26 protein-coding genes and 2 pseudogenes are annotated in these 24,965 nt (G+C 57.0%); 5 read left to right on the top strand and 23 right to left on the bottom strand.

The window, feature by feature from the left end:
* Positions 1-20 precede the first annotated feature (20 nt).
* The 5 genes from QRN55_RS19050 to QRN55_RS19070 all read left to right on the top strand — a co-directional run bounded on the left by QRN55_RS19050 (position 21) and on the right by QRN55_RS19070 (position 5,390).
* Positions 21-1,124, top strand: coding sequence for an ABC transporter ATP-binding protein (locus QRN55_RS19050; protein WP_284777906.1), 1,104 nt, complete (start codon positions 21-23; stop codon positions 1,122-1,124).
* Positions 1,108-2,025, top strand: a complete 918-nt coding sequence (locus QRN55_RS19055; protein WP_502871352.1) for a carbohydrate ABC transporter permease — start codon at positions 1,108-1,110, stop codon at positions 2,023-2,025. Before QRN55_RS19050 ends, QRN55_RS19055 begins: the two co-directional genes overlap by 17 nt.
* Complete coding sequence (locus QRN55_RS19060) at positions 2,022-2,873, top strand: carbohydrate ABC transporter permease (RefSeq protein WP_284777907.1); 852 nt, start codon at positions 2,022-2,024, stop codon at positions 2,871-2,873. Before QRN55_RS19055 ends, QRN55_RS19060 begins: the two co-directional genes overlap by 4 nt.
* A gap of 72 nt (positions 2,874-2,945) precedes the next feature.
* Complete coding sequence (locus QRN55_RS19065; RefSeq protein WP_502871355.1) at positions 2,946-4,268, top strand: extracellular solute-binding protein; 1,323 nt, start codon at positions 2,946-2,948, stop codon at positions 4,266-4,268.
* 414 nt (positions 4,269-4,682) lie between these two features.
* Positions 4,683-5,390 carry a MipA/OmpV family protein gene (locus tag QRN55_RS19070; RefSeq protein WP_284777909.1) on the top strand — a complete coding sequence of 236 codons (708 nt, stop codon included), beginning with the start codon at positions 4,683-4,685 and terminating at the stop codon, positions 5,388-5,390.
* Here QRN55_RS19070 and QRN55_RS19075 read toward each other — a convergent pair.
* From QRN55_RS19075 to QRN55_RS19185, 23 genes and pseudogenes are all read right to left on the bottom strand, one after another.
* Positions 5,331-5,534 (bottom strand): annotated as a pseudogene (locus tag QRN55_RS19075) (SAM-dependent methyltransferase); the annotation flags it as partial. The gene QRN55_RS19070 and the pseudogene QRN55_RS19075 sit on opposite strands and share 60 nt — an antisense overlap.
* A 4-nt stretch (positions 5,535-5,538) precedes the next feature.
* Complete coding sequence (locus tag QRN55_RS19080; protein WP_284777910.1) at positions 5,539-5,952, bottom strand: EamA family transporter; 414 nt, start codon at positions 5,950-5,952, stop codon at positions 5,539-5,541.
* Positions 5,952-7,097: a GNAT family N-acetyltransferase gene (locus QRN55_RS19085; RefSeq protein WP_284777911.1), complete on the bottom strand. Its 1,146-nt coding sequence runs from the start codon at positions 7,095-7,097 to the stop codon at positions 5,952-5,954. Before QRN55_RS19085 ends, QRN55_RS19080 begins: the two co-directional genes overlap by 1 nt.
* The gene (locus tag QRN55_RS19090) at positions 7,078-7,893 is read right to left on the bottom strand and encodes an alpha/beta hydrolase (protein WP_284777912.1); all 816 of its coding nucleotides are present in this window, start codon (positions 7,891-7,893) and stop codon (positions 7,078-7,080) included. Before QRN55_RS19090 ends, QRN55_RS19085 begins: the two co-directional genes overlap by 20 nt.
* Positions 7,883-8,755, bottom strand: a pseudogene (locus tag QRN55_RS19095) (fatty acid desaturase family protein). The gene QRN55_RS19090 and the pseudogene QRN55_RS19095 overlap by 11 nt, the downstream one beginning before the upstream one ends.
* Positions 8,752-9,105 (bottom strand): DMT family transporter, encoded by a 354-nt coding sequence (locus QRN55_RS19100; RefSeq protein ID WP_284777913.1) that lies wholly within the window; start codon positions 9,103-9,105, stop codon positions 8,752-8,754. The pseudogene QRN55_RS19095 and the gene QRN55_RS19100 overlap by 4 nt, the downstream one beginning before the upstream one ends.
* The gene (locus tag QRN55_RS19105; protein WP_284777914.1) at positions 9,102-10,055 is read right to left on the bottom strand and encodes an arginase family protein; all 954 of its coding nucleotides are present in this window, start codon (positions 10,053-10,055) and stop codon (positions 9,102-9,104) included. The genes QRN55_RS19100 and QRN55_RS19105 overlap by 4 nt, the downstream gene beginning before the upstream one ends.
* 4 nt (positions 10,056-10,059) lie before the next feature.
* Positions 10,060-11,481, bottom strand: coding sequence for an aspartate aminotransferase family protein (locus tag QRN55_RS19110; RefSeq protein WP_284777915.1), 1,422 nt, complete (start codon positions 11,479-11,481; stop codon positions 10,060-10,062).
* 21 nt (positions 11,482-11,502) lie between these two features.
* The gene (locus QRN55_RS19115; protein WP_284777916.1) at positions 11,503-12,186 is read right to left on the bottom strand and encodes an MtnX-like HAD-IB family phosphatase; all 684 of its coding nucleotides are present in this window, start codon (positions 12,184-12,186) and stop codon (positions 11,503-11,505) included.
* Between the two features lie 88 nt (positions 12,187-12,274).
* A complete protein-coding gene (locus tag QRN55_RS19120; protein ID WP_284777917.1) occupies positions 12,275-13,654 on the bottom strand; it encodes a sensor histidine kinase in 1,380 nt (459 codons plus the stop codon).
* The gene (locus QRN55_RS19125) at positions 13,651-14,307 is read right to left on the bottom strand and encodes a response regulator transcription factor (RefSeq protein ID WP_284777918.1); all 657 of its coding nucleotides are present in this window, start codon (positions 14,305-14,307) and stop codon (positions 13,651-13,653) included. Before QRN55_RS19125 ends, QRN55_RS19120 begins: the two co-directional genes overlap by 4 nt.
* 327 nt (positions 14,308-14,634) lie before the next feature.
* Positions 14,635-14,778, bottom strand: a complete 144-nt coding sequence (locus QRN55_RS19130; protein WP_284777919.1) for a hypothetical protein — start codon at positions 14,776-14,778, stop codon at positions 14,635-14,637.
* Positions 14,779-14,814: 36 nt separating this feature from the next.
* Positions 14,815-15,099 (bottom strand): YciI family protein, encoded by a 285-nt coding sequence (locus QRN55_RS19135; protein ID WP_284777920.1) that lies wholly within the window; start codon positions 15,097-15,099, stop codon positions 14,815-14,817.
* A gap of 82 nt (positions 15,100-15,181) precedes the next feature.
* Positions 15,182-16,246: a maleylacetate reductase gene (locus QRN55_RS19140; RefSeq protein WP_284777921.1), complete on the bottom strand. Its 1,065-nt coding sequence runs from the start codon at positions 16,244-16,246 to the stop codon at positions 15,182-15,184.
* A gap of 9 nt (positions 16,247-16,255) precedes the next feature.
* Complete coding sequence (locus QRN55_RS19145) at positions 16,256-17,137, bottom strand: intradiol ring-cleavage dioxygenase (protein ID WP_284777922.1); 882 nt, start codon at positions 17,135-17,137, stop codon at positions 16,256-16,258.
* A gap of 83 nt (positions 17,138-17,220) precedes the next feature.
* Positions 17,221-18,204: a zinc-dependent alcohol dehydrogenase gene (locus tag QRN55_RS19150; RefSeq protein WP_284777923.1), complete on the bottom strand. Its 984-nt coding sequence runs from the start codon at positions 18,202-18,204 to the stop codon at positions 17,221-17,223.
* A gap of 10 nt (positions 18,205-18,214) precedes the next feature.
* Positions 18,215-19,228, bottom strand: coding sequence for a Gfo/Idh/MocA family protein (locus QRN55_RS19155; RefSeq protein ID WP_284777924.1), 1,014 nt, complete (start codon positions 19,226-19,228; stop codon positions 18,215-18,217).
* Entirely contained in the window at positions 19,225-19,509 is a 285-nt protein-coding gene (locus QRN55_RS19160; RefSeq protein ID WP_284777925.1) for a YciI family protein, read from the bottom strand. Before QRN55_RS19160 ends, QRN55_RS19155 begins: the two co-directional genes overlap by 4 nt.
* Before the next feature lie 68 nt (positions 19,510-19,577).
* Positions 19,578-20,651 (bottom strand): 2,3-butanediol dehydrogenase, encoded by a 1,074-nt coding sequence (locus tag QRN55_RS19165; RefSeq protein WP_284777926.1) that lies wholly within the window; start codon positions 20,649-20,651, stop codon positions 19,578-19,580.
* Positions 20,652-20,670: 19 nt separating this feature from the next.
* Entirely contained in the window at positions 20,671-21,438 is a 768-nt protein-coding gene (locus QRN55_RS19170; protein ID WP_284777927.1) for an SDR family NAD(P)-dependent oxidoreductase, read from the bottom strand.
* A gap of 66 nt (positions 21,439-21,504) precedes the next feature.
* On the bottom strand, positions 21,505-22,485 hold the full coding sequence (locus QRN55_RS19175) for an ABC transporter permease (protein ID WP_284777928.1): 981 nt from the start codon (positions 22,483-22,485) through the stop codon (positions 21,505-21,507).
* On the bottom strand, positions 22,485-23,450 hold the full coding sequence (locus QRN55_RS19180; RefSeq protein WP_284777929.1) for an ABC transporter permease: 966 nt from the start codon (positions 23,448-23,450) through the stop codon (positions 22,485-22,487). Before QRN55_RS19180 ends, QRN55_RS19175 begins: the two co-directional genes overlap by 1 nt.
* A gap of 7 nt (positions 23,451-23,457) precedes the next feature.
* Positions 23,458-24,948, bottom strand: a complete 1,491-nt coding sequence (locus tag QRN55_RS19185) for a sugar ABC transporter ATP-binding protein (RefSeq protein WP_284777930.1) — start codon at positions 24,946-24,948, stop codon at positions 23,458-23,460.
* Positions 24,949-24,965 lie beyond the last annotated feature (17 nt).

Raw genomic sequence — 24,965 nt, forward strand, 5'->3', positions numbered from 1 at the left:
ATGGCAGGGTGGAGGCTGGCATGACGGCGCAGATCGAAATAGACAATGTCACCAAGCGCTACGGTGCCATGACCGTTCTGGAAAACCTGTCACTCTCGGTTAAAGCCAACGAGTTCATGGTCTTTCTCGGCCCATCGGGATGCGGCAAGTCTACCTTGCTGCGCATGATCGCCGGGCTTGAAAGCGTGGATGAAGGTACGATTTCCATCAACGGCGAGCGTATCGACACGCTTCCTCCCGGCAAGCGCGATATCGCTATGGTATTCCAATCCTATGCGCTCTACCCGCACATGACCGTCTCGGACAATATGGCGTTCGGCCTCCACAACATAGGTGTTCCCCCCGAAACGGTCTCGGCCCGTATCGCCGAAGCGGCAAGGATGCTGGAGATCGGCCATCTGCTTGAGCGCAAGCCGGGCCAGCTTTCCGGCGGCCAGCGACAGCGCGTGGCCATCGGGCGCGCCATCGTCAAGGAACCGAAAGCATTTCTATTCGATGAACCTCTTTCCAACCTCGACGCCGCCTTGCGTGTGAGAACCCGAGTCGAACTGGCCCAACTGCGCAACCGGGTCAAATCCACCATGATTTTCGTAACCCACGACCAGATCGAAGCAATGACGCTCGCCGACCGCGTGGTTGTGATGAACAACCGCAAGATCGAGCAGATCGGAATGCCGATGGATATCTATCTGCGTCCCGCCAGCCGTTTCGTCGCGACCTTTGTCGGTTCGCCCACGATGAACTTCATGCCGGTGCAGATTTCCGAGGCCGATGGCTTTGCAGTCGCCACCCTTCAGGATGGCTCCCGGCTGCAAACGGGCGTGCGTGCCGGCATGCTGACAAGCGGTGAACAGACGCTTGGCATCCGCGCGGAAGCGATACGGCGGGCGGAAGATGGCGCACCTTCAGCCACCAATGGCACGGTCGAGGTGTTGGAACGACTGGGGGACCGCACGCTGCTTTACACTCGGCTCGACGATGGCAGCATGATCGTCGCCGAAGATATCGGCCTTAGCCGTGCAAACATCGGAGACAGGATCGGACTTTCGCTGGATGGCCAGCGGGCGCATCTCTTCGACGCGGATGGTCGAGCTTATCACGCGCAGGATGGCGACCATGGCTGAGACGGTCAGCAGCGCACCTCGCAAGGTCCAGTCGGTCAATGCACCCTTATGGCGCAATGCGCTTTTCGTTGCGCCTTACCTTTTCTTCTTCATCACTCTGCTCGTCGTTCCCCTTTTTTGGGGCATATGGCTCAGCCTGCACAAAGCAGACGCCTTTTCCGTCGGTCGCTTCGTTGGCCTGACGAATTACATCCGTCTGTTCAACGACCGCATTTTCATTCAGTCGATCTGGAACACGTTTTACTTCGTAGCGCTGACCGTTCCGGCTCTCGCCGTCATCGGGCTTTTGCTGGCACTGGCGCTCAACCGCCAGACGCGCACAGCGGCTGTGCTGCGCACTGTGTTCTTCGCCTCGTCTGTCCTCTCCGTTACCATTGTCACTTTGGTCTGGCGCATCGTCTTCATCCCGAACTTCGGCTTGCTATCAACGATTTATGGCTGGTTCGGCGCGACCGCCCCCGCCTTCCTGTCCAATCCCGATCTGGTGATGATCGCGATTGCAATCGCGACGATCTGGTGGTGCATCGGTCTACCCATGATGCTTTATCTCGCGGCCCTCCAGCAAATCCCTGGTGACATCTACGAAGCGGCAGCGCTGGACAACGCCAGCCGCTGGCGCACCTTCCGCTTCATTACCTTCCCGTCCATCAAGCGGACTTTTGTGCTGGTCGTCGTGATCCAGATCGTCCTTCAGTTCCAGTTGTTCGGTCAGGCGAAACTGATGTCGAACGGCGGGCCAAACAATGTCTCCAAGCCGCTCGTTCTTTATATTTACGAAGCCGCCTTCACGAAATGGGACCTCGGTCTCGGAGCAGCAGCATCTGAGGTCCTGTTCGTACTGATCCTGATCGCGGCCATGGTCCAGTTTCTGGTTTCTCGTCGACAGGGAGATGCGCAATGAGCAATGAACGCGTTTCCGGCATGGTCGGCCGCACCACAGGCGACCGGGTGATCCTCGGTCTGACAATCGCTTCGGCTGTCATCATGATGGCACCTCTCATCTGGGTCGTTGCCCTTTCGATCAAGGATAACAAAGAGCTGATGGTCAGCATGAACGCCGTGTTTCATGCGCCCTACACCATCCAGAATTACATCAACATCCTGGCAACATCTTCGGTGTTTCGCTGGATACTCAACAGCTTGATTGTTTCGGGTGGCCTGACGATCGGCACGCTCATCCTGGCTTCGCTTGCTGGTTACGGCTTTGCCCGGCTCAACTTTCCGTTCCGAAATGTCATTTTCGTGCTCGTTTTGATGGGTCTCGCCGTGCCCGAGCAGGCGGTGCTGATCGCGCGCCACCAGCTGTTCAGCTGGATCAAATTCCACAACAGCTACCACGGCCTTATTCTGCCCGGATTATCAGCACCATTCGGCGTATTCCTGATGACGCAGTATTTCCGGGCCATTCCGAAAGAGCTCGATGAAGCTGCGTTGCTCGACAATGCAAGTCGCTTCAAGATTTTCTGGAAAGTTTTGTTGCCGCTAACGTTGCCGGCACAAGCGACCCTTGGAATATTCACGTTTCTAAACGCCTGGAACGATTACTTCTGGCCACTGATTTCCGGCACAAAAAAGGAAATGTACACGCTGACGGTCGGCATCGCTTCAACACAGACGAATTTTGCACAGTCGGAAGGCCTTGGCTTTCTGATGTCGCAGGCAGTCTTTGCGGGTGCACCGATCCTCATTCTCTACCTGTTCTTCCAGAAATACATCGTTACCGCGGTGTCGGGTGCTGCGGTGCGTTGAGCCATTTCAAAAAGCCCGGCGCATGCAATCGCCGGATCATAACACCGATCATGTACGGAGGAGACTATCATGATGCAGGTACTTAGACAGTCGTTTTTGGCGGCGGCATCCGTCGTCGCACTCATGGGAGCAAGCCCCGCATATGCTGCCACGGAACTGACATTGCAGCGCTTCTTTGGTGCCTGCGATGCGGATTTCGGCACCAATACCGATATTACCAAGGCGGTTGGGGAATGCGGGATCATCACGTCGATCATCAACAAATTCAATGCCGAAAATCCCGACATCCATATTTCGGTTACGACGGTGGAATGGCCAGGATATGACCAGCTCACGGCACAATTTGCGGCTGGCGATCCGCCGGATATCGTGTCGATCCACCACTCCGCGATCTCGGATTACCAGTCCAAGGGTTTGTTGCTGCCAGTTGACGAACTGTTGGCGAAAAATGGCATCACGCCGGACCTGTTTACCGAAGCAGCGCGCGGCGGGGTGACCAAAGAAGGCAAAATGTATGGCCTACCCATCGACAACTGGACCATGCTGTTTCACATCAACATGGATCTCTTCAAGCAAGCAGGCCTTGTAAATGCCGACGGAACCCCGAAGCTACCGACAAGCCTAGACGAGCTTCTCGCGCAGGCCAAACAGTTCAGGGAAAAGACCGGCAAACCTTACATGATCCAGAACCTCGCCAATGAAAAGGCGCTGTTCGCCCGCAACTTCTACACATATCTCTTCCAGCAGGATTCCAATTTCTTTGCCGATCCGACAAAGGTCAAGCTGCAAACGCCCGAGGCGAAGAAAGTCATTGAGCTCTACAAGGCGCTCTACGACAACAACGACACCACCAAGGACATGGACTATGCGGGCGCGATCAACGCGTTTCTGGCGGGTGAAGGCGGCGTCCAACTGAACGGCACATGGGTGATTGGCGACTACAACGCATCTTCGCAAACGAAGGGTACCGCACTGAACAAAGGTGGCTATGCGGTGTATCCTTATCCGCAACTCTTCTTCGGCAAAAAAGCCCAATATGCCGACGGTCACGCCTGGGGCGTTTCCCAGAAAGACCGAACCGAGGAGCAAACCGCAGCCATCGGCAAATTCCTGAAGTTCTTTGCCGATAACGACTTCGAGTGGGCGCGCACCGGTCACCTGCCATCGGTAAAAGCTGTCCTGGAAAGCGATGCGTTCAAGGCCCTGCCTCACCGCGATACCGTGTCTTCAATCGCCACGCTCGGAACACCGCTGCCCGCCACGGTGCAGCGCCAGTTTGCAATTCAGGATATCGTTGGCGAGGAAATGAACGCAGCCATCATCGGCCAGAAAGATGTCGATGCAGCACTCGCCGACATGGAATCGCGAATCAACGACCTGCTCGCCAACCTTTAGAAGATTTGAACCCCTCGAAGGTTTTGACAGTGGAGGCCTGCTGCTGGACGACAGCAGTGGGCCTTTGGCAAATCTAAGTTGGTGCCCGCTATCCGACAACGCAAGCGCAGACTAAGTAAGCTTCACAACTTTCGCACCACAGCTTTAAGGCGCGCCGCCACACCTCTTATTCTGTGCCCGGGTCATTTCTTAGTGGCAATCAACGGAGTGAGACTCAGCGCAATAATGTCCTTGTGGATAGAACTGAAAAAGGACAAGCTCATAGGTGATACCAAGAGATGGGCAGGCGATATGGGTTCTTCAGAGCGCTGGCGTGGTTGTTGTTCAAGCGCCGGTTTCTTTCTGATCTTGATGGTGCCAGCATATCAGGCCTCGGCGCAAGATGCTCCACAGCACGCGTCAACTGATTGGATCGTGACGATTGGTGGTTCCACGGAGTATGGGCCATCTTATCCGGGTGCCAGCCGAAACTCGGTAGGTTTCATTCCATCCTTCGATATCAGGCGTATGGACGAGGCAGCGGACTATAGCGCGCCTGATGACAACATCGATTATACGCTGCTGGAGTTTTCAGGTGTGGAATTCGGTCCCGTTGCAGGCTTTCGCTCTGGCCGGTCGATTTCGGACGACCGGCGCGTGATTGGCCTGCAAGAGGTAGACTGGGCAATCGATGCGGGTGCCTTCATACAATATTGGCCCGTCGAGGAAAAATTGCGGCTACGCGTCGAAACGCGCCAGGCACTGTGGGACGGTGAAGGCCTTGTGGCAGACTTGGCGGCTGACTGGTTTTTGCCCGTCAACGACAAGCTCGTCTTTTCCGTAGGAGGCCGCGCCTCACTGGCAAATTCGGCCTATATGAATACGAACTTCAGCATTACACCGGACGAGTCCGCGAGAAATGGACGTCTTGATGCCTTCGATGCGGACGGTGGATTGAAGTCCGTCGGTGTGGCAGTTGCAGCCACCTACACCATTTCTCCCGCCTGGAGGGCGCAAGTCTATTATAAATACGACCGGCTTTTGAATGATGCCGCATCGAGCCCGATCACAAGCGTTCTCGGTTCACCGGACCAGAACATCATTGGCTTTTCGCTCAATCGGTCTTTCCAGATCGCTTTTTGAGCGAGAATAGAGATAACCGCGCGTGACTGGGACGATATCGTTGCGTTTGGTGATCTGAATCTGGAACACGACCAGATCCTCGTAGCGAAAAGCCGCTTCCGCCGTCGACAGGTAGTACTCCCACATCCGGCAAAAGCGCGCGTCCAGATCATAGTGATGCGCGACATTGCGTTTCGGTAACCTCGTGCGTTTTGTCTTCACCCTTACTGGCGATGGCAATCAACCAGACACCCGTCAGGATGAGGATGCTTCCGATGACCTGAAGCCTCATGACAGGCTCGCCGAAAATCAGCCATCCGCTGGCGATCACCATAACGTAGCTGACGGCGGACAGGGGAAATGCCTTGCTGAGATCAAGTTCGGAGAGGATTTTCATCCAGAGGAAGAAGCAGATAATCTCGACTGCGATGGCTGCGAGGACCCAGTGAGACTGGAGCGCACCGCCAAGCCAATGCCACATCCCGCCGGTCTCGCCCATATCCTCGGCACCGCGTTTGATGAAAATCTGAAACAGCGTGTTGAGCACCGGCACTGCCAGCCACGACAGACGAATCGGGGTCATCACGTCACCTCATCCGTAGAAAAAATCGGCGACAGCAGTTTGAGCAACGCGTGCATGATGGGGTTGCGATGACGGAAGAACATGCTGTTGGCCGTCAACGCGCTGCCGAGCCTGATCTTGTTTTCGTAATAGGCCTGCCCGCTTTGATACCTGGTCAGATCATGGTCGAGACAATAGCGCAGATTAGTGAACCAACTGAGGAAATAGGGATTGTAGGCACGGCCCTTTTCTCCATCCATGCAGAAAAATTTGTCGATCAGCGTCTCGTCATCATGAACCAGGAGATTGGCCGCAATCAGCGTATCATCGACAAAGTAGAAGGTGCAGAAGGCGCGGCCTTCCATCCGCGCCAAAATGCCGGAGAAATAGGCTTCCGTCAGCTCCTCGAACTGCCATTCGCTGCGGTTGCGCGTATCATGATAGAGCGCCATGACCTGCGGCAACAAATCGGCAAAATCTGTTCTCGTTTCGATGCGCACTTTCTCAAGCGACTTCAGCTTGCGGCGCATATCCTTGCGTGTGCTGGCAGATAGGCATTCGAGATAGTCTTCGATGGTCGTAAAATCGATGTCGAGGGAGGCTGTCGGCAGACTGCCGATGGTGGCGAAACCGCGTTCACGGAGAACATCGACCCGCGCAAACGGCGTCGTCTCCGGTACATCTTTCACTCCCATTAGCGTACATTTTTCATCGGTCGCATAGGCTTCGAAAGCACTCAGCAACCGGCTAAACAGCGTCGCGTGCTGGCTGTCGGCGACATCGGGATGAAAACCGATGGCAGCGTTTTCTGTGCAGGGCGAACCTAGACATGCAAGCCGCATTGTCAGCAACCGTGGGGACCATTGCCGCATCCGTCGCACAATCCGTCGGACAGGCCCCTCCTCAAGCGTTGTATCCAGCGCGTAAGGGCAAATGAAGAAGGGCATGGCGGCAACGACCATGTCATTTTCGATAAGCGTGACATAGCGCCACTCGAAGCCCGCAAGACCAGCCTCCTCGATGGCCAGCAAGCAATCATAGTCTTCGACCTGAGCAGGAAAGCACAGGTTCCACGCCGCAGGGTCGATGTCGTGAAGCGTCTTGCTGATGTGGGCGACCGTGTCTCCAGTGCCGACGGCAACGGGGCTATGAACGAGATGCAGCATGATGAGCCTCGAAAAAATCGGCGGTGAAATCCGCGACCTGGCGATGGTGCCGGTCGACATGGATCATGTGATAGCTGTCTTCGATCCATCGCAGTTCATGCGATCCGCCGATGTGATCGTTGATGTAGCGGGCATGCCGGGCATGACTGAGATCGTCTTCTACCGAATGCACGATCAGCGTCGGCGTATGGATATCAGGCAATCTTTGTTTGAGCGCCTTGCCCAGTCGATGCATCTCGATCAGCCCCTTTCCGGGAAACTTTTCGAGAATGCCTTCACTTGCCATGCCCTCGATCATCCGGCGCATGCGCGGGTCTTTGATACCCATCGAAGGCGTTTCGCTGAAACTCAGCCGATCCAGAAAAGGGACGTGTGAAAGCCAGTCGATGTGATGGGAAAGAAGCGGGTAATAGAATGGCACGTTCCAGCCATCGTAACCAAAGCAAGGCGAGTAGACCGCAGCCGCCCGGATAGTGTCAGGTTGGGCATCCGCCGCCAGAATGGAAAGCTTGCCCCCGACGCAGATGCCAGCCGCAAAGACTTCTTCCGTTCGGGCCGCCAGCAGCGCCGCCGCGTCGATCAAACTGTCCAGCCAGTTTTGCCAGCTTGAACGGCGCAGGGCATCGACGTCGGAACCGTGTCCGGCCAGAAGGGGTGCATAAACGCTATATCCCCTGCGATTGAGTTGCCGGGCGACCAGCCGCATTTCCGATGGCGCACCGGTGAGGCCATGAACCAGCAGCACACCTCTGCAACTGGTTCCTTCCAGATAAAAACTCAACGCATCAGATGTCACGATGAAGCTCCAGTTCACGATTTTCCTTGGCCATGAAGCCCAGTGCGTGGCAGGTGCTGATGACGTGTACGCCCGCTCTCTCCTGCTCGGCCCTGATCTGCTCGTGCAGCGTGCTGAGTTTCGTCCAGTGGATTTTCGGGCGGTAATGGTGTTCTGCATGATAGCCATTGCCGAACTACAGCCAGTTGTAGAACGACTTGTGACTGCTGACGCCCCAGGCAATCGGGACATCGGGATCACCGTGCAGATGTTCGTAATATCCGTTCAGCGACGAGAGGCAGTTGCCGAGATAGTAGAAGGGTACGAAGAACAGCACCCCTTTCCAGTCGTAAAGCAAGGCCGCACCGACCACGGCCAGAAAGACCACCAGCTCCAAACGTCCCCATTTGGCGTCGAAGGGACGGTTCTTCGCGATGGCCTTGTGGATGTCTCCGATGTCGTCGCGAAAGAAGCTGAGGAAGGTATATGACCAGACATTTTCCGGCTCACCGTTGCGACCGTGGCGGTAGATCGACAGGAGATCGACCGTGTCGCCTTTTTCATCGGGCCTGTCGCTGTTGCCAGAATGATGTCGCATGTGGATCCAGTGATAATAGGTCTGGGAAAACCCGATAGCGACCGATTCCAACAGGCTGAACCCGTAATTCATCCACTTTGGCTTGAAATAGGGCGTGTGGATGAAATTGTGGGATATGCTGTTGATATTCCACGAAATAGAAATGGCGTAGAGACAACCGAGAACGCCGGAAAGCCAAAGCGGTCGGCTGTGAAAACCGGCGATCAGGTAGACGTCGAAAGCCAGATGCGCGACGGCTGCGATGACCGGGGCGACATCCCATTTGGTATGTGCGAAAATTTTCATAATCCTGTAACTCCCACACAGACGACGCCGGAGGTGATGAGAAACACCCCCAAGGCGTGATTGATGTTGATGTGTTCCTTGAAAAAAATGGCCCCTGCCACAACGATTGCGGCGTAACTCAACGCCATCAGAGGAAAGGCAACGGAGAGCGGCACTTTTTCCAGAACTGCTGTCCAGCTCATCAATTCGAGTGCCCAGAAGACGATGCCAGCCCATGTGACGGGCTTGACCAGAGTGGCGGCCAGGGTGCTGTCATTGGCAGCATATTTGAAGCAGACTTCGCGCGCCGTTTCCGCAAGGATGCAGAAACAGATCAGGCCAAGCATGGTGAGGGTCAGGCTGCCGTTCATTGCATGTGCTCCGCCAGAATATCCAGAAGCGCATAGTTTGCCGCGCTGTTGACATCCTCGATCGCCGATTTGTCCTGACGCAGACGCGGCTGATCGATCAGGCTTTCGACCCTCTTGGCAATCTGCGTCCAGGGCATTCCCGAATAGGCAGGCGCGGAATAATCACCGATGACATCCGCCCCAATGATGCGATGACGCCTGCCGATTTCGCTGATGAGGGAAAGGAGATAGGGCAGCCGCATACCGCCCTGATCCCAATTGGTGACGGCGTCATCGGCAGCCAGAACATCCTTGTCGATGGAGATATAGACCGATGGCGTCTGAATGCGACCGAGGATTTCCTCGAAGAAATTCTCCTCGCCGATCCCGCAAATCGAGCGCCAGTGAAGCGCACCAGCTTCTTGACGAAAACTCGGCCCGTTTCCATAATAGGAAGACACTCGGCTTGGAGGATGCGAATAGGGATAAAGCTCGAGCCTGCCCTGTGCGAGCCACTTGAGGTTGGCACCCTTGCGCTCGGGATTGCGCAAATCGTCGCTGCACACGCCGATGGTGATGACCTTGTCGATGTTGCGATTTTCCAACGCACTGTTGACCCATGACCCACAGTGCAACCCGCCTTTAAAGTTTACCCAGTCGGGATGATTGTCGAAATGAATAAGCGTCGTTGGGGTGGGCTGCTTTTCCAATGCGGCGTCGAGCAGCAGAGCCGTTATGTGGTGGAAATCGCCTGAACCCATAAAGCAAAGCCGGGGTTGCCCATTAAGGGCACATCCGTTCTTGGAAAGGCTGCGGGCGAGCTCACTGAGCTGACGCCGCTTGCTCCACAGCCGCACATCCCTGCCCGCATCCTTGTCGACATGTTGCGACGCGCCTGCGGCAACACAGGCGCGCACGAAACCGGGCTGCAACTCCAACGCGTCATCGAGATGAAGGAGAAGGAGTTGCATGGTCCTATCTCCGTTCAGCGCGGATCAGCAACTGATCGAGAAGAGCGAGCGCAAGATCGATCTCCTCATAGCTGATCAACAGGTTCGGTGCGAAGGTGATGACGTTCTTGTGGTAGCCGCCAACATCGAGAACAAGGCCATAGGTGCTGGCACCCACTTGCAAGTCGCCCTTCATGCCTTCGTCGCACAGCCAGTCCATCGTGGCCTTGTCGGGCGTATAACTGTCGTCCTGGCAAATCTCCATACGCAGAGCAAGACCCAGTCCATCCACCTCACCGACGATGGCGTGGGAACGCTGCAACTGCTTCAAGCCTTCCAGGAAATACGCACCCTTGGCCATGATCGCCGCGCCGAAGTCTTCCTCCTGCAGCATCTTCATGGTTTCCAGCGCAACCGCTGTTCCCATCGGGTTGCTGGCGAAGGTCGAATGCGTCGAACCCGGAGGAAATACCGTTGGGTTAATCAGCTCTTCTCTGGCCCAGACGCCGGACAGAGGGTTCAGCCCGTTGGTGATGGCCTTGCCGAATACCAGAACATCGGGCGACACACCGAAGTGCTCCACCGACCAGAGTTTGCCGGTGCGATAGACACCCATCTGGATTTCATCGACCACCATCAGGATTCCGTGGTCATCCAAAACCTTCTTCAAACCCGTGAAGAAGTTCATCGGTGGAATGACGTAACCGCCGGTTCCCTGAATGGGCTCGATGTAGAATGCGGCGTATTCGCTCTTGCCGACCTTGGGGTCCCAGACGCCGTTATATTCGCTTTCGAATAGGCGGGCGAATTTGGCGATGCACATTTCACCATATTCCTCCTTCGACATGCCCTTAGGCCCGCGGAAATGGTAGGGAAACTCGATGAACTGTGCGCGGTCACCGAAATGGCCGTAGCGGCGGCGATACCGATAGCTCGAGGTGATGGCCGACGCGCCGAGTGTGCGGCCATGATAGCCACCCTCGAAGGCAAACATCAGGCTTTTTCCGCCAGTGTAATTACGAACAAGCTTCAGCGAATCCTCGATGGCCTGCGAGCCGCCAACGTTGAAATGCACCCGGCCCTTGTGGCCGAACTTCTGTTCTGCATCCTGAGCGATCAGTGTAGCAAGTTCGACCTTTTCGCGGTGCAGATACTGGGATGCCACCTGCGGCAGACGATCGAGCTGGCGGTGAACCGTCGCGTTCAGGCGTTCATTGCGATAGCCGAAATTGACGGCGGAGTACCACATCTGGAGGTCGAGAAACGCCGTGCCACCTTCATCGTAAAGATAAGACCCGCTGCATTCGGTGAAGAATTTCGGCTTTGGTGAATAGTGAACCGTATCGCCATGGGAACAATAGGTGTCCTCCAGAAGACGTAGTTCCTCTTCGGTTTTTTCGTGTGGCCAATCGGCTGCTGTGTGAACGGGTATGACATTGCTACGCATAAAAATGCCTTTCAGGATGGTTCACGCGATCAGGGTTTGCGTCTGGGCACGGTAAGACTGTGCTCCGTCGGACAAGATCGACGTGATGCGGGGAAGAAGGTCGGTGAAGGTGTTGAAGGGAATGAAGGGGATGCCCTGCCGGCGGCAGTGATCGGCAAGCTTATCTTTTGCAAACACGATGTCTGCCTTGTCGGAGACGCAGAAGTCCGAGCGACCGTCACCGATATAGATCGTGCCGCCAACGGCTTCGACCACCGCGCATTTGCACACGCCTGAGCCGGTGCCGCAGTTACGTTCAGCGAATGGCTGGCTGACGGAATAGGCGACGCCGTCTTCGTTCTGATGCTGGGTCAACACGTTGGCAATGATGGGCAGATCAGCGATGTCGTGGCGGGCCAGAATACGGCCTATGAAATAGCCGACACCATCGCTGACGACGGTGACCGGTACATCCCATGCCTTGCAGGCGGACAGGAAGGCGGGAAAACCCGGATCGATCGTAACAGTATCGAGCAGTTCATCGAGATCATGCGGCGTGACGTTAAGAAGCGCGATCTGTTTGCGCGTGCATTCTGCCGAGCCGATGAGGCCACGCAGCCATTGCTGTTCGATGAATTCCCATTCCGGGTGGGCAAATCGTGTAAGAACCTGATCCGTCGTATCACCGACCGAGATCGTTCCGTCAAAATCGCAAAACACTTGCATGAACCAATTCCTGCCTGTCGTCTGGCAGAGGTCATAACAAGGGCTGATGAGCCGAAGCTTAGGTCAAAATGAAGCGAAACTGAAATCGTCAAACATTTTGAGGAATATGCAAATCGACCTTCAATCCGGTGCCCCAATCCGGCGTGCCCATGTCGATCTTGATCGACAGCCGTTCGGCAATATCCGCAACGATAGCGAGGCCAAGACCCGATCCTTCCGTCTGCAGCGTCTCGACTCGGTAGAAACGCTGGAACACGGAAAATCGCTCTTCCGGCGGAATACCGGGACCGGAATCGCTGATCGACAGACGGCAGGCATCGTCTTCTCTCGCAACGACAACCGCCACCCGCCCCCCGACGACGGAGTATTTCACCGCATTGTCGATCAGGTTGACGATGATCGTTCGCACCGCGGCCCCATCGGTCTGGACCTCGACGTCCTCTTCGCCTTCCAGCGAAACATCCAGGTTACGGCTGTTGATGAGCGTGCCAAATTCAGCCAGTACGGACGCAGTCATGTGATAGAGCGGCACGTTTTCCACTCGAAGTGGGTGATGGCTGACCCGCGCAAGCCGCAAAAGCTGCTCGATGAGGTGAGACGCCCGGTCGTTGCTTTCCACCAAAGCTGAAATGAGCTGGCCGCGCTCCGCTTCATCGTCAGCATTTTGCAGCATCTGCAATAGCAGCTTCACCGAGGCCTGCGGCGTTCGCAACTGGTGAGCGGCCAGATCGGAAAAGCGCCTTTCGAGCGTCAGGGAATTCCCGAGCTTGACGAGAAGCTGATTGATAGAGCGGCCCAACGGCAGCAAGTCTCGCGAGAGAGCCCCTGTGGGAATGGCAGAGAGGTCGTCGGGAGAACGCGTGCGGATTTGGCGGACCAGATCATGGATCGTGCTGAGGCTGCTGTTGATGCCTAGCCAGATCAGCGCGGCGATGATCGGCAGAATAACGAGCAGCGGGAAAAACAGATTGAGAAGAATATTGGCAACCAGCGTTGCCCTCAGGGTATCCTTCTGGCCGACTTCAAGTACGATGGCCGTGTCTGGAATGCGAAGCGAATAAATGCGCCATGCTTCGCCCTTATAAGAAAAATCGCTAAAGCCGACCGGTCGAGGCGGCACATCGGATAAAAACGCCGTGCTGCTATAGACCGCAATGCGATCGCCCACCCAGGCACGGACCATATGTGCGTCGGCGTAATCATCCGCGTCCTCGTTGAGGGCAAGCTGATTGTCCATGTTGAAATCGATATCGCCGATCTTGTGTGAGCCTTGGCGCGCCGGGTCCTCGAGCCTATGACGCAGCAACCCCCACATGACGTTGGCGTCGTTGATCATCTGGGCATCGTAGATATTGTCGATTTCTCGAGTCGCGCTGTTGAAGGCGAAAACACCGATGACGACGATGGCCACCGCGACGACCGGGGCTATTCTGAGAAAGAGCTTGCGCGCAAGTGTCGAGTTTTTCATCGCTCTATCATATAGCCCACGCCACGGATCGACTTGATCACGTCCGTCCCAAGCTTCTTTCGAAGATTGTAGATATTGACTTCAATCGCATTACTCTCGACCAGAGTGGACGCATCGTAGAGCGCGTATTCAATATCGTTCTTGGTCACATAACGACCTGCACGCTCCATCAGCAACTTGAGCAGATGGAACTCTTTGGCGGTTGCATGTAGCTGTGTGCCACCCTTGCGGATGACCATCGCAGATGGATCTACCTCCAGATCGCCACACCGGATCACACTTTCTGCGCGCCCCTCCCGCCTTCTCATCAGTGCGCGAAGCCGCGCCAAAAGTTCGTCCAAATCGAAGGGTTTGACCAGATAATCATCTGCCCCCTCATCCAACCCCTCAACTTTCTGCCGTACGGCATCGAGCGCCGTCAAAAGCAGCACCGGCACCGTGTTGCCTTTCTGACGCAACCCTTTCAGGACACCTATCCCGTTGAGACCGGGCAAATTGATATCGAGGATCACAGCTGCAAAAACCGCATTTTCCGCAGCTTCGAGCCCGGAAACACCATCCCGAAACCAGTCCACGCCATAGGCATGTTTTTCTAGGGCTTTCTGGAGGGACGAACCGAGAATGTTATCGTCTTCAACGAGTAGAATACGCACCGTCGGATCCTAAGGTTTCAATACAGCATACGGATCAATGCCAAGACCACCTATTCCGCCACTTGGCTCTGATCTGCGCCGCAGTTCGGCGTGTCAAGCTGCTCGTAAATATCCGAGAAATCAACTCCCAGAATTTAAAACTCTTTCGTGCCCGCAAATCCCTCGTCGGCTTTGAGCGATCTGTCGCTGTTGTATAGTGAGACGTTGTTTGCTAGCCGGCGGGCTCACGTACGGATAACCTGTCGGTCATCGAGAGCGACGTCCGAGAATCAAGGCGAGTCGACGTTGATATCTGCGGGGCGGTCATGGTGGTGCATCCCAGACCTATTATTTTTGGTCGGAAACGCGCCGTGGCGCCAGATATTTCAACGGCTTTTGAACATCATCGATTTGATAACCGCAATGGGCGCTGCCTGCATCCGCCAGCCAATGGCAAATTTGTTTCCACGCCAATAAAAGCTTTTTCTTCATCTTGTCTCCTCCTCAAAAGACAGACCCGTTACATGGTCAACGAGAGTTGCTGATTGTCGGCTTCCATTCGAAGACGTTCACACGGTTATAGACACCATTGATCACGAACGGATCGCCAGCGCTGAACGCGTGCATGTCATCGAGTGAAACGACTTCGGCGACGACAACTCCTCCCGTCACCGCTCCCACACCGTCGTCGATCGGCCCCGATTGTAACACATCAACTCTGCCCGATCGTAGGTATCTTTTATGATCTTCGAGATGCTCCAACCGCGCTTCGGCCTTTTGCGGATCGGACAGTGCAATACGGATGGCTAGCATCGGTTAAAGTCCTTCTGGTCATCTGCGAGTTTAATGGTCTGTTTGAGACGTCTGTGCCAATACATCATGATACGTCCGCTCTTCAGTCGCCTGTCGGGCGCTCTCCGGTGTTGGCACGTTCAAGCAATTCCTTGAGCGCTGCACGCTCAAGAGGGCGCGGGTTCCAGTAGGCATTGGACATTGCCTGTTCGACCGCCGCTTCGACTCCGTCTGGGGGCATGCCGAGATCTTTCAGTGACATGGTTGCGCCGAGCCGGTCGGCCAGATCGTAGAGCGCAATGGCGGGGTCTCCGCCGCCGAGCGCCTTCGATAGCCGTGCCATCGCTTCGGGAGCAGCGTCGCGATTGTAGGCAACCGCATGCGGCAGGACGGCTGTGTGCATCGGCGCATGTGGCAGGTTGAACATCCCACCGAGCGTGTGGCACAGCTTGTGATGCAGAGCCATGCCGACCGAACCCAGGCAAACGCCGCACAGCCAGGCACCATAGAGCGCATCGGCGCGTGCGGCGCGATCCTGCGGATCGGTCTGGATCAGCGGCAAGGCGCGAGTGATCGCCGATATACCCTCCTGCGCCATCATCGAGACGATGGGATTGGCCTCGGCTGCATAAAGCGCTTCGACGGCATGGGCGACAGCATTGATACCGCTCGTCACCGACAGGGAAAGCGGCAGAGTCAGGGTCAGGTCGACATCGTAGACGATGACTTCTGGTAGAATACGCGGATCGGATTTGGTGACCTTACGGCCTGCCTCCGTCTCGCCGAGAATGGGTGTCGCCTCCGATCCTGCATAGGTCGTCGGCACCACGATCTGCGGCAGGTCGGTACGAAAGGCGATCGCCTTGCCGAGCCCTGTCGTCGATCCGCCGCCGATCGATACGACTGCGTCTGCGCCCAACTGCTCGACTGTCTGCATCGCATCCGCGGTCACCTCAACCGGCGTATGCATCTGAGCCTTGGCGTAGGTACCTGCGACACGCGCGCCGAGATGTGCGGCGATCTCGCGGGCCTGCGCCTCCTGTTCGGGCGTCGAGAGCACCAGCAGGCGCTTGACGCCCAGCCGGTCCGCCTCTTCGCCGAGGCGCGAAACCGTGCCGCTGCCAAAAATGACGCGGGCGGGATTTCCGTTGTAGACGAACGTATTCACGTGTGGCTCCTATCGTGTCTGGTCCGGGCGGGCGAGAACAAAATCGAAGTCCGATCGCCAAAGTGTATCGCCCTGCTCCACACGCTGGAACGGCGCGACGAGCGACTTTTTGACACCGAAGACGGTATCCGATTCCAGATATGGATCGCCGCCGACGAATGTGTGCGTCACGAGCTTCTGAAAACCCTCTGCTCGCACCATGTAATGCATGTGCGCCGGGCGGTATGGATGCCGACCCAGATGCGCGAGCATCTCGCCGACCGGCCCGTCGTCCGGAATGGGATAAGAAACCGGCTTGATGCCGATAAAGCTGTACTCTCCGTCGGAACCAGTAATGAAGACGCCGCGATTGTTCCACTTCGGCTGGATATCCGGCTGCTGGACATCATAATAGCCTTCAGCATTGTCCGACCAGACATCGATCTTTGCGCCCTCGATCGGCTTTCCCTCAAGATCGAGCACACGCCCGATGAACAGGCAACTCTCGCCCTTGCCGTCCAGACAAATCTCGTCCCCCATCTGACGTACGGGCCCACCTTCGACATGGAAAGGACCGAATACGGTATTTTCGGTCGCTCCGTCAGGCCGGCGATTGTTGATTGCATCTGTCAGCATCGACAGACCGAGCGTATCGGAAAGGAGAATGAGCTCCTGCCGCTCCTGCGTGCACATCTGGCCGGTACGGGTGAGAAACGCGATACCGAACTCCCACTCCTCCTGCGTCAGTTCGACCTCACCGGCAAAACTGTGCAGATGCTTGACGAGACTCGCCATAACCTTGGCAAGACGAGGATCGACGTCCTTCCCCATCCGTGCGTTGACGGTCTCCACGGAGTTCTCTTCGGCAAAGTAACCGGTTGCGGCCATTCCACTGCGGGCCTCCTCACTCATCGGGTATCTCCTTGTTCAGCGAATGCTTCGGCCAGAATTTCGTGACCATCGGCTTGCACTTAGGCCTCGCATCCGCCATGGGTTCAGCCATTCAACAGAGTGATTTTGATGCTTTTGGTCGGGTCCTGTCCGAAGGCGAAGGCATCCACTGCGTCGGTCAATGCATAGTCGTGCGTCTGGATCGGCGAGAGGTCGAGACCTGTGCGCTCGAGGAAGCGGATGGCCGCGGGCCAGACACCGGGAGAACCGATGCAGCCGCGTACCGTCAGGTTCTTCATCTGGATATTGCCGAGCATGACCGGCACCTTACGGCCAATATTGATGCCGACCATCGAGACCCGACCTTCTTCACGCGCATAGTCAAAGGTGGCGGCCAGCGACGCATCGTGGCCCGATGCCTCAATGACGAGGTCGGCGCCATGACCACCGGTCAGTTCCCTGATCTTTTCCACAGCGCCGCCATCGGTTGGATCGATCGCCACCTCGGTACCAAGCCTCAAGGCGACATCGCGGCGGGTTGCCAGCGGATCGACGACGATCACCCTTGCACCCATGCCGATCGCTGCGGCCGCAGAGACGAGACCGATGGTTCCGCCGCCTGAAACGACGACGGTTTCGCTTGCATTGGTGCCACCTGAACGCAGGACCGCATAGAACCCGCAGGTAAAAGGTTCGATCAGCGCCGCCTTCTTGTCGTCGACGGCGTCTGGCAACTTGTGCAGCCATTCAGGATTGACCGCAAAGAATTCGCGATCAGCACCGCTCAGCGAAAACCCGAAATGGTGCAGCCGCTCAGGCGTCCTGACCACGCATTCGCCAACCACCCGATCGCCCTTGCGGAAACCGGTGACGTTTCGCCCGACGTCTACGATCTCGCCGCTCCATTCGTGGCCAGGAGTGACAGGATAGGAAATCGGGATGATATAGCGACCAGCCAGCAGCTCATAATCGGAATGGCAGATACCAACCGCACGCGTGCGAACCAACACTTCATTCGGCGAGATTTCCGGCATGGCCGCATCTACGATCACCGGTCTGTCTGGCGCTTCGAATACAAGGGCTTTCATCTCTTCCTCCTCAGACCCGTTCAAGGGCGCCGGTTTGCGCCGATCGAACGATTGCCTCCAGCAATGCGATATTGTTGACCATGTCCTCTCCGGTGATCGGGTAGTCCTCCCTACCCCGCACCGCGCGGGCAAAGGCGCGCAGGTTGTCGCGGACCGGCTCGGCGGGCGCGACCTCCCGCACCGTGATTGGCTTGCCCTTCCATCCCTCCGTCACCACCCATCCGTCTGGCGCCTCGACATGCGCCTTGTCGCGCACCTCGATCCATCCGAGTGTTCCGAAGATGGCAAAGCGGGAGACGAACGGTGTCGCCAAAGTCGCCGAAATATAGGCAGAGCCGCCACCGACGAAATGGATATGCGCGCTCATCGTGTCGCCCTGGGGGATTTCAGAGGCCAATTTCTCACAGAGCACCCGGACGTCCTTCGCCGGTCCCATCAGCTTCACCGAGAGATCGGTCAAGTGAATGCCTGTAGCCGTCATGCCCCCAGCTGGTGCCTGGTCGGCCTTGAGCCGCCAGTTGGTAGGATCGAGGGTCAGAAACTTGTCATGGCTGAAATTGGCTTCGATCTGCAACAGACGGCCAAGCCTGCCATTACTGGCGGCAGCCAGGATTTCGGCAATCGGCGGTTCGAACCGCCGTTCATGGCCCATACCGAGAACCAGACCTGCTTTGCGGCAGAGCTCTACCGACGCTTCGGCTCCCGCTTTCGTCAAGTCGAGCGGCTTTTCGCAAAACACATGCTTTCCCGCTGCAACGACTGCGGCGATCTGCTGCTGGTGCAGGGAATGCGGCGTCGCAAGCACCACGGCCTCGATGTCGGGATCGGCAAGCGCGTCTGCGATATCTGTCGAAAACTGCAGGCCGTTTTCCCTCGCGAAACCTTCGGCCTCCGTATTCGGATCGATGCCGCGGGTAAATCGCATCTCCGCACCGCCCGCATTGACGAGCGTGGCCATCTTCTTGCCCCACCAGCCAAGACCAACCAAGGCCGCGATGACGGGCTTTTCCTCGATAATGGTCATCTGTTGTCCACCCGCTTGTTGAACGGATGGATGTTGACAGTCTTCCAGACCCCGGACTTGGTGAACGGATCGGCAGTGTTGAAGGCAACAACGTCTTCCTTACGGTCCGCCTCGATCAGGAACAGCGAACCAATCATCGTCTCGTTATCCTCTGCCAAAAGCGGACCGGAAATGACTGTCTTGACAGGAACGCTGGCGAGATAGGCCTTGTGGGCATCGTAATTGGCGAGCCGCTTGTCAACGGCGCCTTCGTGGTCGAGGCAATGAACGATATAATGCATGGAATTGTCCTTCTTTCTAACTCAGGCGATCGAACAGCCGCCGTCCACCAACTGGCTGTTTTGCAGGCTCATGCCTTCATGTTCACCAGGATTTTCATGTGCGAAGCCTTGGGATCGATGAGTGCTTCGAAACCCTTTTCAACGACGTCTTCCGGTGCGATCTGCGCCGTAACGATCTTTTCGACTGGGAAGATTCCGGCGCCGATCATGGCCGCGATACGTGGCCAGATTTGCACGGGATAACACCAGGTCGCCTCGACGGTGATGTCCTTCAGCGCCCAGAGCATGGCGTCGATGGCGGCGGGCTTCACATGTAGGCCGACCTGGACGACAGTGCCCTGGCGACGGACCGCTTTTGCGCACAGATTGAGCGAAGCCTCGGCACCGACGCATTCCAGCGCGACGTCGACACCGACGCCGTCTTCCGTCTCATCGCGGAAAAGTTTGTCGGTATCCGTCTCGCGAGGGTCGAAGACGATGGCATCCGGAACCAGTTCCTTTGCCAGCGCACGACGATTGTGATTGAGCTCCGAAACGAAAATCTTGGTGGCACCTGCTGCCTTGGTAGCAAGCAACACAAGCGCGCCGATTGGGCCGACGCCGGAGACGAGAACGGTGCTGCCGCTGGTCACACCACCGCGATCAACGCCGTATTGAGCGACCGCAGCGGGTTCGATCATCGCCGCCTGCACGTCCGAGACCGTATCTGGCACCGGAAAGACGTTGTAACCATTGACCACGGCCTGTTCTGCCATGCCGCCCCATTCCCAGGATAGACCGACGCAAGCCATCTGCTCGCTCAGGTGATAGAGCCCTCGGCGACCATAATAGTCGTCGCGCGGAGAAATCAGCGGCTGGATCGAGACGCGCGAACCAGGAGAGACATGTGTTACGTTCTTGCCGACGGCAACAACCTTGGCGGAAAGCTCGTGGCCGAGAATCTGCGGCAGCGTCGCGTTGGAATAGACATGCGGTGTCGCCGGGGTAACGATCGGGCCCGCGATATATTCGTGGATGTCGGTTCCACAGATGCCGCAGACCAATGGCTCGATCAGAACCATGTCATCGCCCAAAGGACCTGTTGGCGCGGGCACGTCTTCGACGCGAATATCTTTCTTGGAGTAGTAGCGTACGGCCTTCATGGCATATCTCCCTTGTCTTTTATTGTGCTGTGTAGCCGCCGTCGCAGACCAGACTGCTGCCAGTGACAAAACGCGCTTCTTCTGATGCGAGAAAGAGGACGCAATTGGCGACATCGATCGGCTCACCGAGTGTCAGCGGATGTTTCGACTTCATCATTTCGAGATAGTGGTCCAGACCGCCCGGATAGGTCTCGCCTGCCTTCATGAAGAGGGCCGTCTTGGTCGAGCCGGGATGGACGGCGTTAACGCGAATTCCGTTTGGCGCATAGCAGATGGCATCCGTCTTGGTCATCGACAGGATGGCGCCCTTGGTGGCGTGATAGGGCGGCAGGTCGTCATTGCCGATCAGACCATAGATCGAAGAGAAATTGACGATCGACCCGGTCTTCGCCTCCATCATCTGGCGAACGGCGTGCTTGGTACACAAGAATGTGCCGCGGACGTTGATGGCGAAGATACGATCCCACTCTTCAACCGTCACCTCATGCGCGAACTTGTTGACGCCGGTCACCGCGGCATTGTTGACGAGGATATCGAGCTTGCCCCACGCGCCGACGACAGCGGCCACGGCCTGCGCGACATCGCTCTCCTCGGAAACGTCGACCCGGTGGAAGGACGCCTCGCCACCCTTGGCCTTGATCGATTGTACCACAGCTGCACCCTGTTCGACGCTGACATCGAAGATCGCGACCTTGGCGCCCTCCTCTGCAAAGCGCAGGCAGGTCGCCTCGCCGATCCCGGTGCTTCCGCCTGTAACGATCGCCACCTTGTTTGCTAAACGTGCCATATTATCCTCCCGATACTGGCTCAGATAAGGACCATGCCGCCGTCATGGCGCCTCCTCCCGAATTCTTCATTTGGCTGTGCGGACGTAGAGCGTTGCGGCAGCGATGATGACCACACCCTTGACGATGATCTGCAACTGCACGGGCATACCGATCATCACGACGGCATTGGACAGCACGACCAGAATCGCGGCGCCGGCAAGAGCTCCGGGGATGGTTCCTCGACCACCCGACAGAGCAACGCCGCCCATCACAGCTGCGACGATGGAATCGAGCTCGAACCCACGGCCGACGAAGTTATCGACGACCCCAACGAAGCCCGAGAGCACCAGCCCGGCCATTGCCGCCATTGCACCGCAGATAATGTAGCAAGTCATGGTAACGCGATCGGCAGCGATGCCGACAAGATGGGCTGTGATCGGGTTTCCGCCGGTGATGTAGACGCGGCGACCAAAGGCGGCGCGATGCAGCAGCACGGTGAAGGCAATCGCTAGCACCACCATAACCATCAGGTTGTAGGGCACTCCGTAGAAAGTGGCAGAGCCGAGCGCCCGGAAAACCGGCGGTACATTGCCAGATGGTGCGCCCTGAGTTGCCGCGAACCGAAAGCCCTGCAGGACAACCATGGTTGCTAGCGTTGCAAGAAACGGCGAGACGTTGCGCTTTGTCACCAGCAGACCATTGGCGAGACCGGTCGCCGCACCCATGGCGACACAAGCGAGCAGGATCACCAGAGCCGAACTGTCCTGGCCGCTGAAACTGGTGGCGATCACGGCAGCGGTCGCCATCACCGATGCGACTGACAGATCGAGCCCTCTGACGAGGATCACGAAGGTCTGGCCGATCACCACGATGGCGAGCGGCGCAAACTGCATCAGCATGTTGGCGATGTTCGCTGGGCTGAGAAAGGCAGGCGTGAGCGCCGTGGTTAGCAGTATCGCCGCCATCAGAAACAGGAATATCCCATATTTCTTTCCGATATCGCCAAGCCGAAATGCGGTACTGCTTGCCGTCGAATTGACTGCCTCGTTTACTTTTGCGACCGCCATCACGCTATCCTCCTCTTTTCGACATAGACCGATACGGCAGCGATAATCACCAGACCTTGAGCCACAAGCTGAAGATGCGTGGAGACACCGAGGAAGTTGAGGAGATTGCTGAGCAGCGACACGAGGTAGACCCCGAGCAGGGTTCCGAGTACGCCGCCCCGCCCGCCCGCCAGCATCGTACCGCCCACGACCACAGGGGTAATCGACGAGAGGGTGTAGTTGGCGCCGGTATAGGGTTGGCCGACACCGAAGCGGCTGACCAGGTATATGCCGGTCAGAGCGGCAAAGAAGCCGACTGCCATGTAAACCAGCATGATGATCCGCGACTTCGGCAGCCCCATCAGCGTTGCCGCATGCGGATCGTCTCCCACAGCATAGATGTAGCGGCCATTCCTGGTCCGGGCGAGAAGGAAGGCGACCAGAACGAACAGCACGACCGTGAACGTTGCACCAACCGAAAGCCCGCCCGGCAGACGACCATAGGCGAAATAGTCAAAGCTCTTCGGCACCTTGCCGATTGGGCCCAGCCCATAAAGCAACGCGATACCCTGAAGGATCGCTCCGGTTCCCAGGGTCACGATCAGCGGATGAACGCCCGTGACGATAATGATGCCGCCGTTCACCGCGCCGATAAGGATGCCAAGAACGAGAACGCCCGCAATGACCGGAACGACCATGGCCTGATCGCCATTGATAAGCCCCGAGGTCAGCATGGACGTCAGGCTGATGACCGAGCCGACCGAGAGATCGATGCCACCGGTCAGCACCGAGAGAGTCTGGCCCAGACTTACCAGCGCGAGCCCGGTCGATTGTTCGTAGACATTGAGCATGTTCCGACTGGTGCCGAACCTGTCCGATACCGCAACGCCGATAATGACAAGAATGATCAGAAGCGCGATCACGACGATGATGCCAGCTCGTGAACCGCCGAAAAGTGATGTGAATTTGGACGTCATGCTTTTCATATTTGCCTCACGCCGCAAGCTGGTTTGTGGCGAGTGCCATCACGGCCTCTTCGCTGATGTCACCCGCATCGAGCGAGCCCGTAACTTCGCCTTCGCGCATCACGAAAACGCGGTCCGACAGGCCGACGATTTCTGGCAGTTCGGAGGAAATCATCAGTATGGCGATGCCGCGATCGGCAAGCTCGTGGATGATCCGGTAAATCTCAGTCTTGGCGCCGACATCCACGCCTCGCGTCGGCTCGTCGAGAATGAGAACGCGCATGCTGGTTCGTGCCCAGCGCGCCAGGATGACCTTCTGCTGGTTACCCCCAGACATCTGCGCAACCGCAGTCGATGGCCCGCGACAGGCGATGCGATAATTACCGATCTCGCGCTCGGCGATCTCTTTCTCTTGTCTGCTGTTCACAAGACCGAACCGGGTTACGCTCGGCAAGGTCGACGCCGTGATGTTGGCGGCGATATCGAGCTGGATGGCCAGCCCCTGCCCCTTACGGTCCTCGGTAACCAGCCCGATCCCGGCAGCGATGGCGCGTGCCGGTGTGAACTTGGAAATGTCCTTGCCATCAAGAAAGACTTCACCTCCGGCTTTCCGCAGCGCGCCGAAAATAGCGAAGGCGAGTTCAGAACGGCCCGCACCGACCATGCCCGCAAGCCCTGTGATTTCACCGGCATGCAAGGTGATGGAGGCATCGCGGACACGGCCTGGGACCGAAACGTTCCTGACATCAAGGACAACCGGTCGATCGGCTTGCAGCGTCCGGCGCGGGGGGAACAGCTCCACGAGGGAGCGACCGACCATCATCGAGATCAGTTCGTCGCGGTTCACCTCGGCAATATCGCGGGTAGCGATATAGTGACCGTCTTTCAGGACGCTCACACGGTTGCAAAGCGCGAAAATCTCCTCCAACCGATGGGATATGTAGACGATCGCAACACCGGCATCGCGCAGCGAACGCAGGCGGGTGAACAACACCTCCACCTCATGGCCGGAGATAACAGCCGTGGGTTCGTCGAGGATCAGCAGCTTGACATCGTGGACGAGCGCCTTGGCAATCTCCACCATCTGCTGGTCGGCAACCGAAAGGTCCTTCACCAGCGCCTTCGGATCTAGATCGAGGCCGAAGCGCTCCAAAAGCTTTTTGGCATCAGCGGCGGCTTTGCGATGATCGATCAGCCCGAAGCGGTTGCGACGCTCGTAGCCGATGAAGATGTTCTCCGCGACACTGAGATGCTGGAAAAGGACGAATTCCTGGTAGATGACATGAATGCCAGCCTGCTTGGCATCACCCGGCTTTGCCCATTTGACGTCGTTGCCGTCAAAACCGATAACGCCTTCGTCAGGCTGATACACACCGGCGATAACGCGCGTCAGCGTCGATTTTCCAGCGCCGTTCTCGCCAACAAGCGCGTGAATTTCTCCAGCCCTGACATCAAGTCTTACGTCCTCCAGTGCCTTGACGCCGGGGAAAGATTTGGAGATTTTCTTCAAAGACAACATATCGCATCCTCTCGATA

Origin of the sequence: Agrobacterium sp. lyk4-40-TYG-31 (assembly GCF_030209855.1) — a bacterium.
GTDB lineage: Bacteria > Pseudomonadota > Alphaproteobacteria > Rhizobiales > Rhizobiaceae > Agrobacterium > Agrobacterium vaccinii.

Bases quoted from the DNA above. Each gene is read 5' to 3' on its own strand.
- QRN55_RS19060 (WP_284777907.1), top strand. From the start codon at position 2,022: ATGAGCAATGAACGCGTTTCCGGCATGGTCGGCCGCACCACAGGCGAC.
- QRN55_RS19145 (WP_284777922.1), bottom strand. From the start codon at position 17,137: ATGAGTGAGGAGGCCCGCAGTGGAATGGCCGCAACCGGTTACTTTGCC.
- QRN55_RS19065 (WP_502871355.1), top strand. From the start codon at position 2,946: ATGCAGGTACTTAGACAGTCGTTTTTGGCGGCGGCATCCGTCGTCGCA.
- QRN55_RS19080 (WP_284777910.1), bottom strand. From the start codon at position 5,952: ATGACCCCGATTCGTCTGTCGTGGCTGGCAGTGCCGGTGCTCAACACG.
- QRN55_RS19160 (WP_284777925.1), bottom strand. From the start codon at position 19,509: ATGCATTATATCGTTCATTGCCTCGACCACGAAGGCGCCGTTGACAAG.
- QRN55_RS19120 (WP_284777917.1), bottom strand. From the start codon at position 13,654: ATGAAAAACTCGACACTTGCGCGCAAGCTCTTTCTCAGAATAGCCCCG.
- QRN55_RS19050 (WP_284777906.1), top strand. From the start codon at position 21: ATGACGGCGCAGATCGAAATAGACAATGTCACCAAGCGCTACGGTGCC.
- QRN55_RS19085 (WP_284777911.1), bottom strand. From the start codon at position 7,097: ATGCTGCATCTCGTTCATAGCCCCGTTGCCGTCGGCACTGGAGACACG.
- QRN55_RS19105 (WP_284777914.1), bottom strand. From the start codon at position 10,055: ATGCAACTCCTTCTCCTTCATCTCGATGACGCGTTGGAGTTGCAGCCC.
- QRN55_RS19180 (WP_284777929.1), bottom strand. From the start codon at position 23,450: ATGAAAAGCATGACGTCCAAATTCACATCACTTTTCGGCGGTTCACGA.
- QRN55_RS19165 (WP_284777926.1), bottom strand. From the start codon at position 20,651: ATGAAGGCCGTACGCTACTACTCCAAGAAAGATATTCGCGTCGAAGAC.
- QRN55_RS19130 (WP_284777919.1), bottom strand. From the start codon at position 14,778: ATGAAGAAAAAGCTTTTATTGGCGTGGAAACAAATTTGCCATTGGCTG.
- QRN55_RS19170 (WP_284777927.1), bottom strand. From the start codon at position 21,438: ATGGCACGTTTAGCAAACAAGGTGGCGATCGTTACAGGCGGAAGCACC.
- QRN55_RS19175 (WP_284777928.1), bottom strand. From the start codon at position 22,485: ATGGCGGTCGCAAAAGTAAACGAGGCAGTCAATTCGACGGCAAGCAGT.
- QRN55_RS19185 (WP_284777930.1), bottom strand. From the start codon at position 24,948: ATGTTGTCTTTGAAGAAAATCTCCAAATCTTTCCCCGGCGTCAAGGCA.
- QRN55_RS19100 (WP_284777913.1), bottom strand. From the start codon at position 9,105: ATGAACGGCAGCCTGACCCTCACCATGCTTGGCCTGATCTGTTTCTGC.
- QRN55_RS19115 (WP_284777916.1), bottom strand. From the start codon at position 12,186: ATGCAAGTGTTTTGCGATTTTGACGGAACGATCTCGGTCGGTGATACG.
- QRN55_RS19155 (WP_284777924.1), bottom strand. From the start codon at position 19,228: ATGACCATTATCGAGGAAAAGCCCGTCATCGCGGCCTTGGTTGGTCTT.
- QRN55_RS19135 (WP_284777920.1), bottom strand. From the start codon at position 15,099: ATGCTAGCCATCCGTATTGCACTGTCCGATCCGCAAAAGGCCGAAGCG.
- QRN55_RS19150 (WP_284777923.1), bottom strand. From the start codon at position 18,204: ATGAAAGCCCTTGTATTCGAAGCGCCAGACAGACCGGTGATCGTAGAT.
- QRN55_RS19110 (WP_284777915.1), bottom strand. From the start codon at position 11,481: ATGCGTAGCAATGTCATACCCGTTCACACAGCAGCCGATTGGCCACAC.
- QRN55_RS19055 (WP_502871352.1), top strand. From the start codon at position 1,108: ATGGCGACCATGGCTGAGACGGTCAGCAGCGCACCTCGCAAGGTCCAG.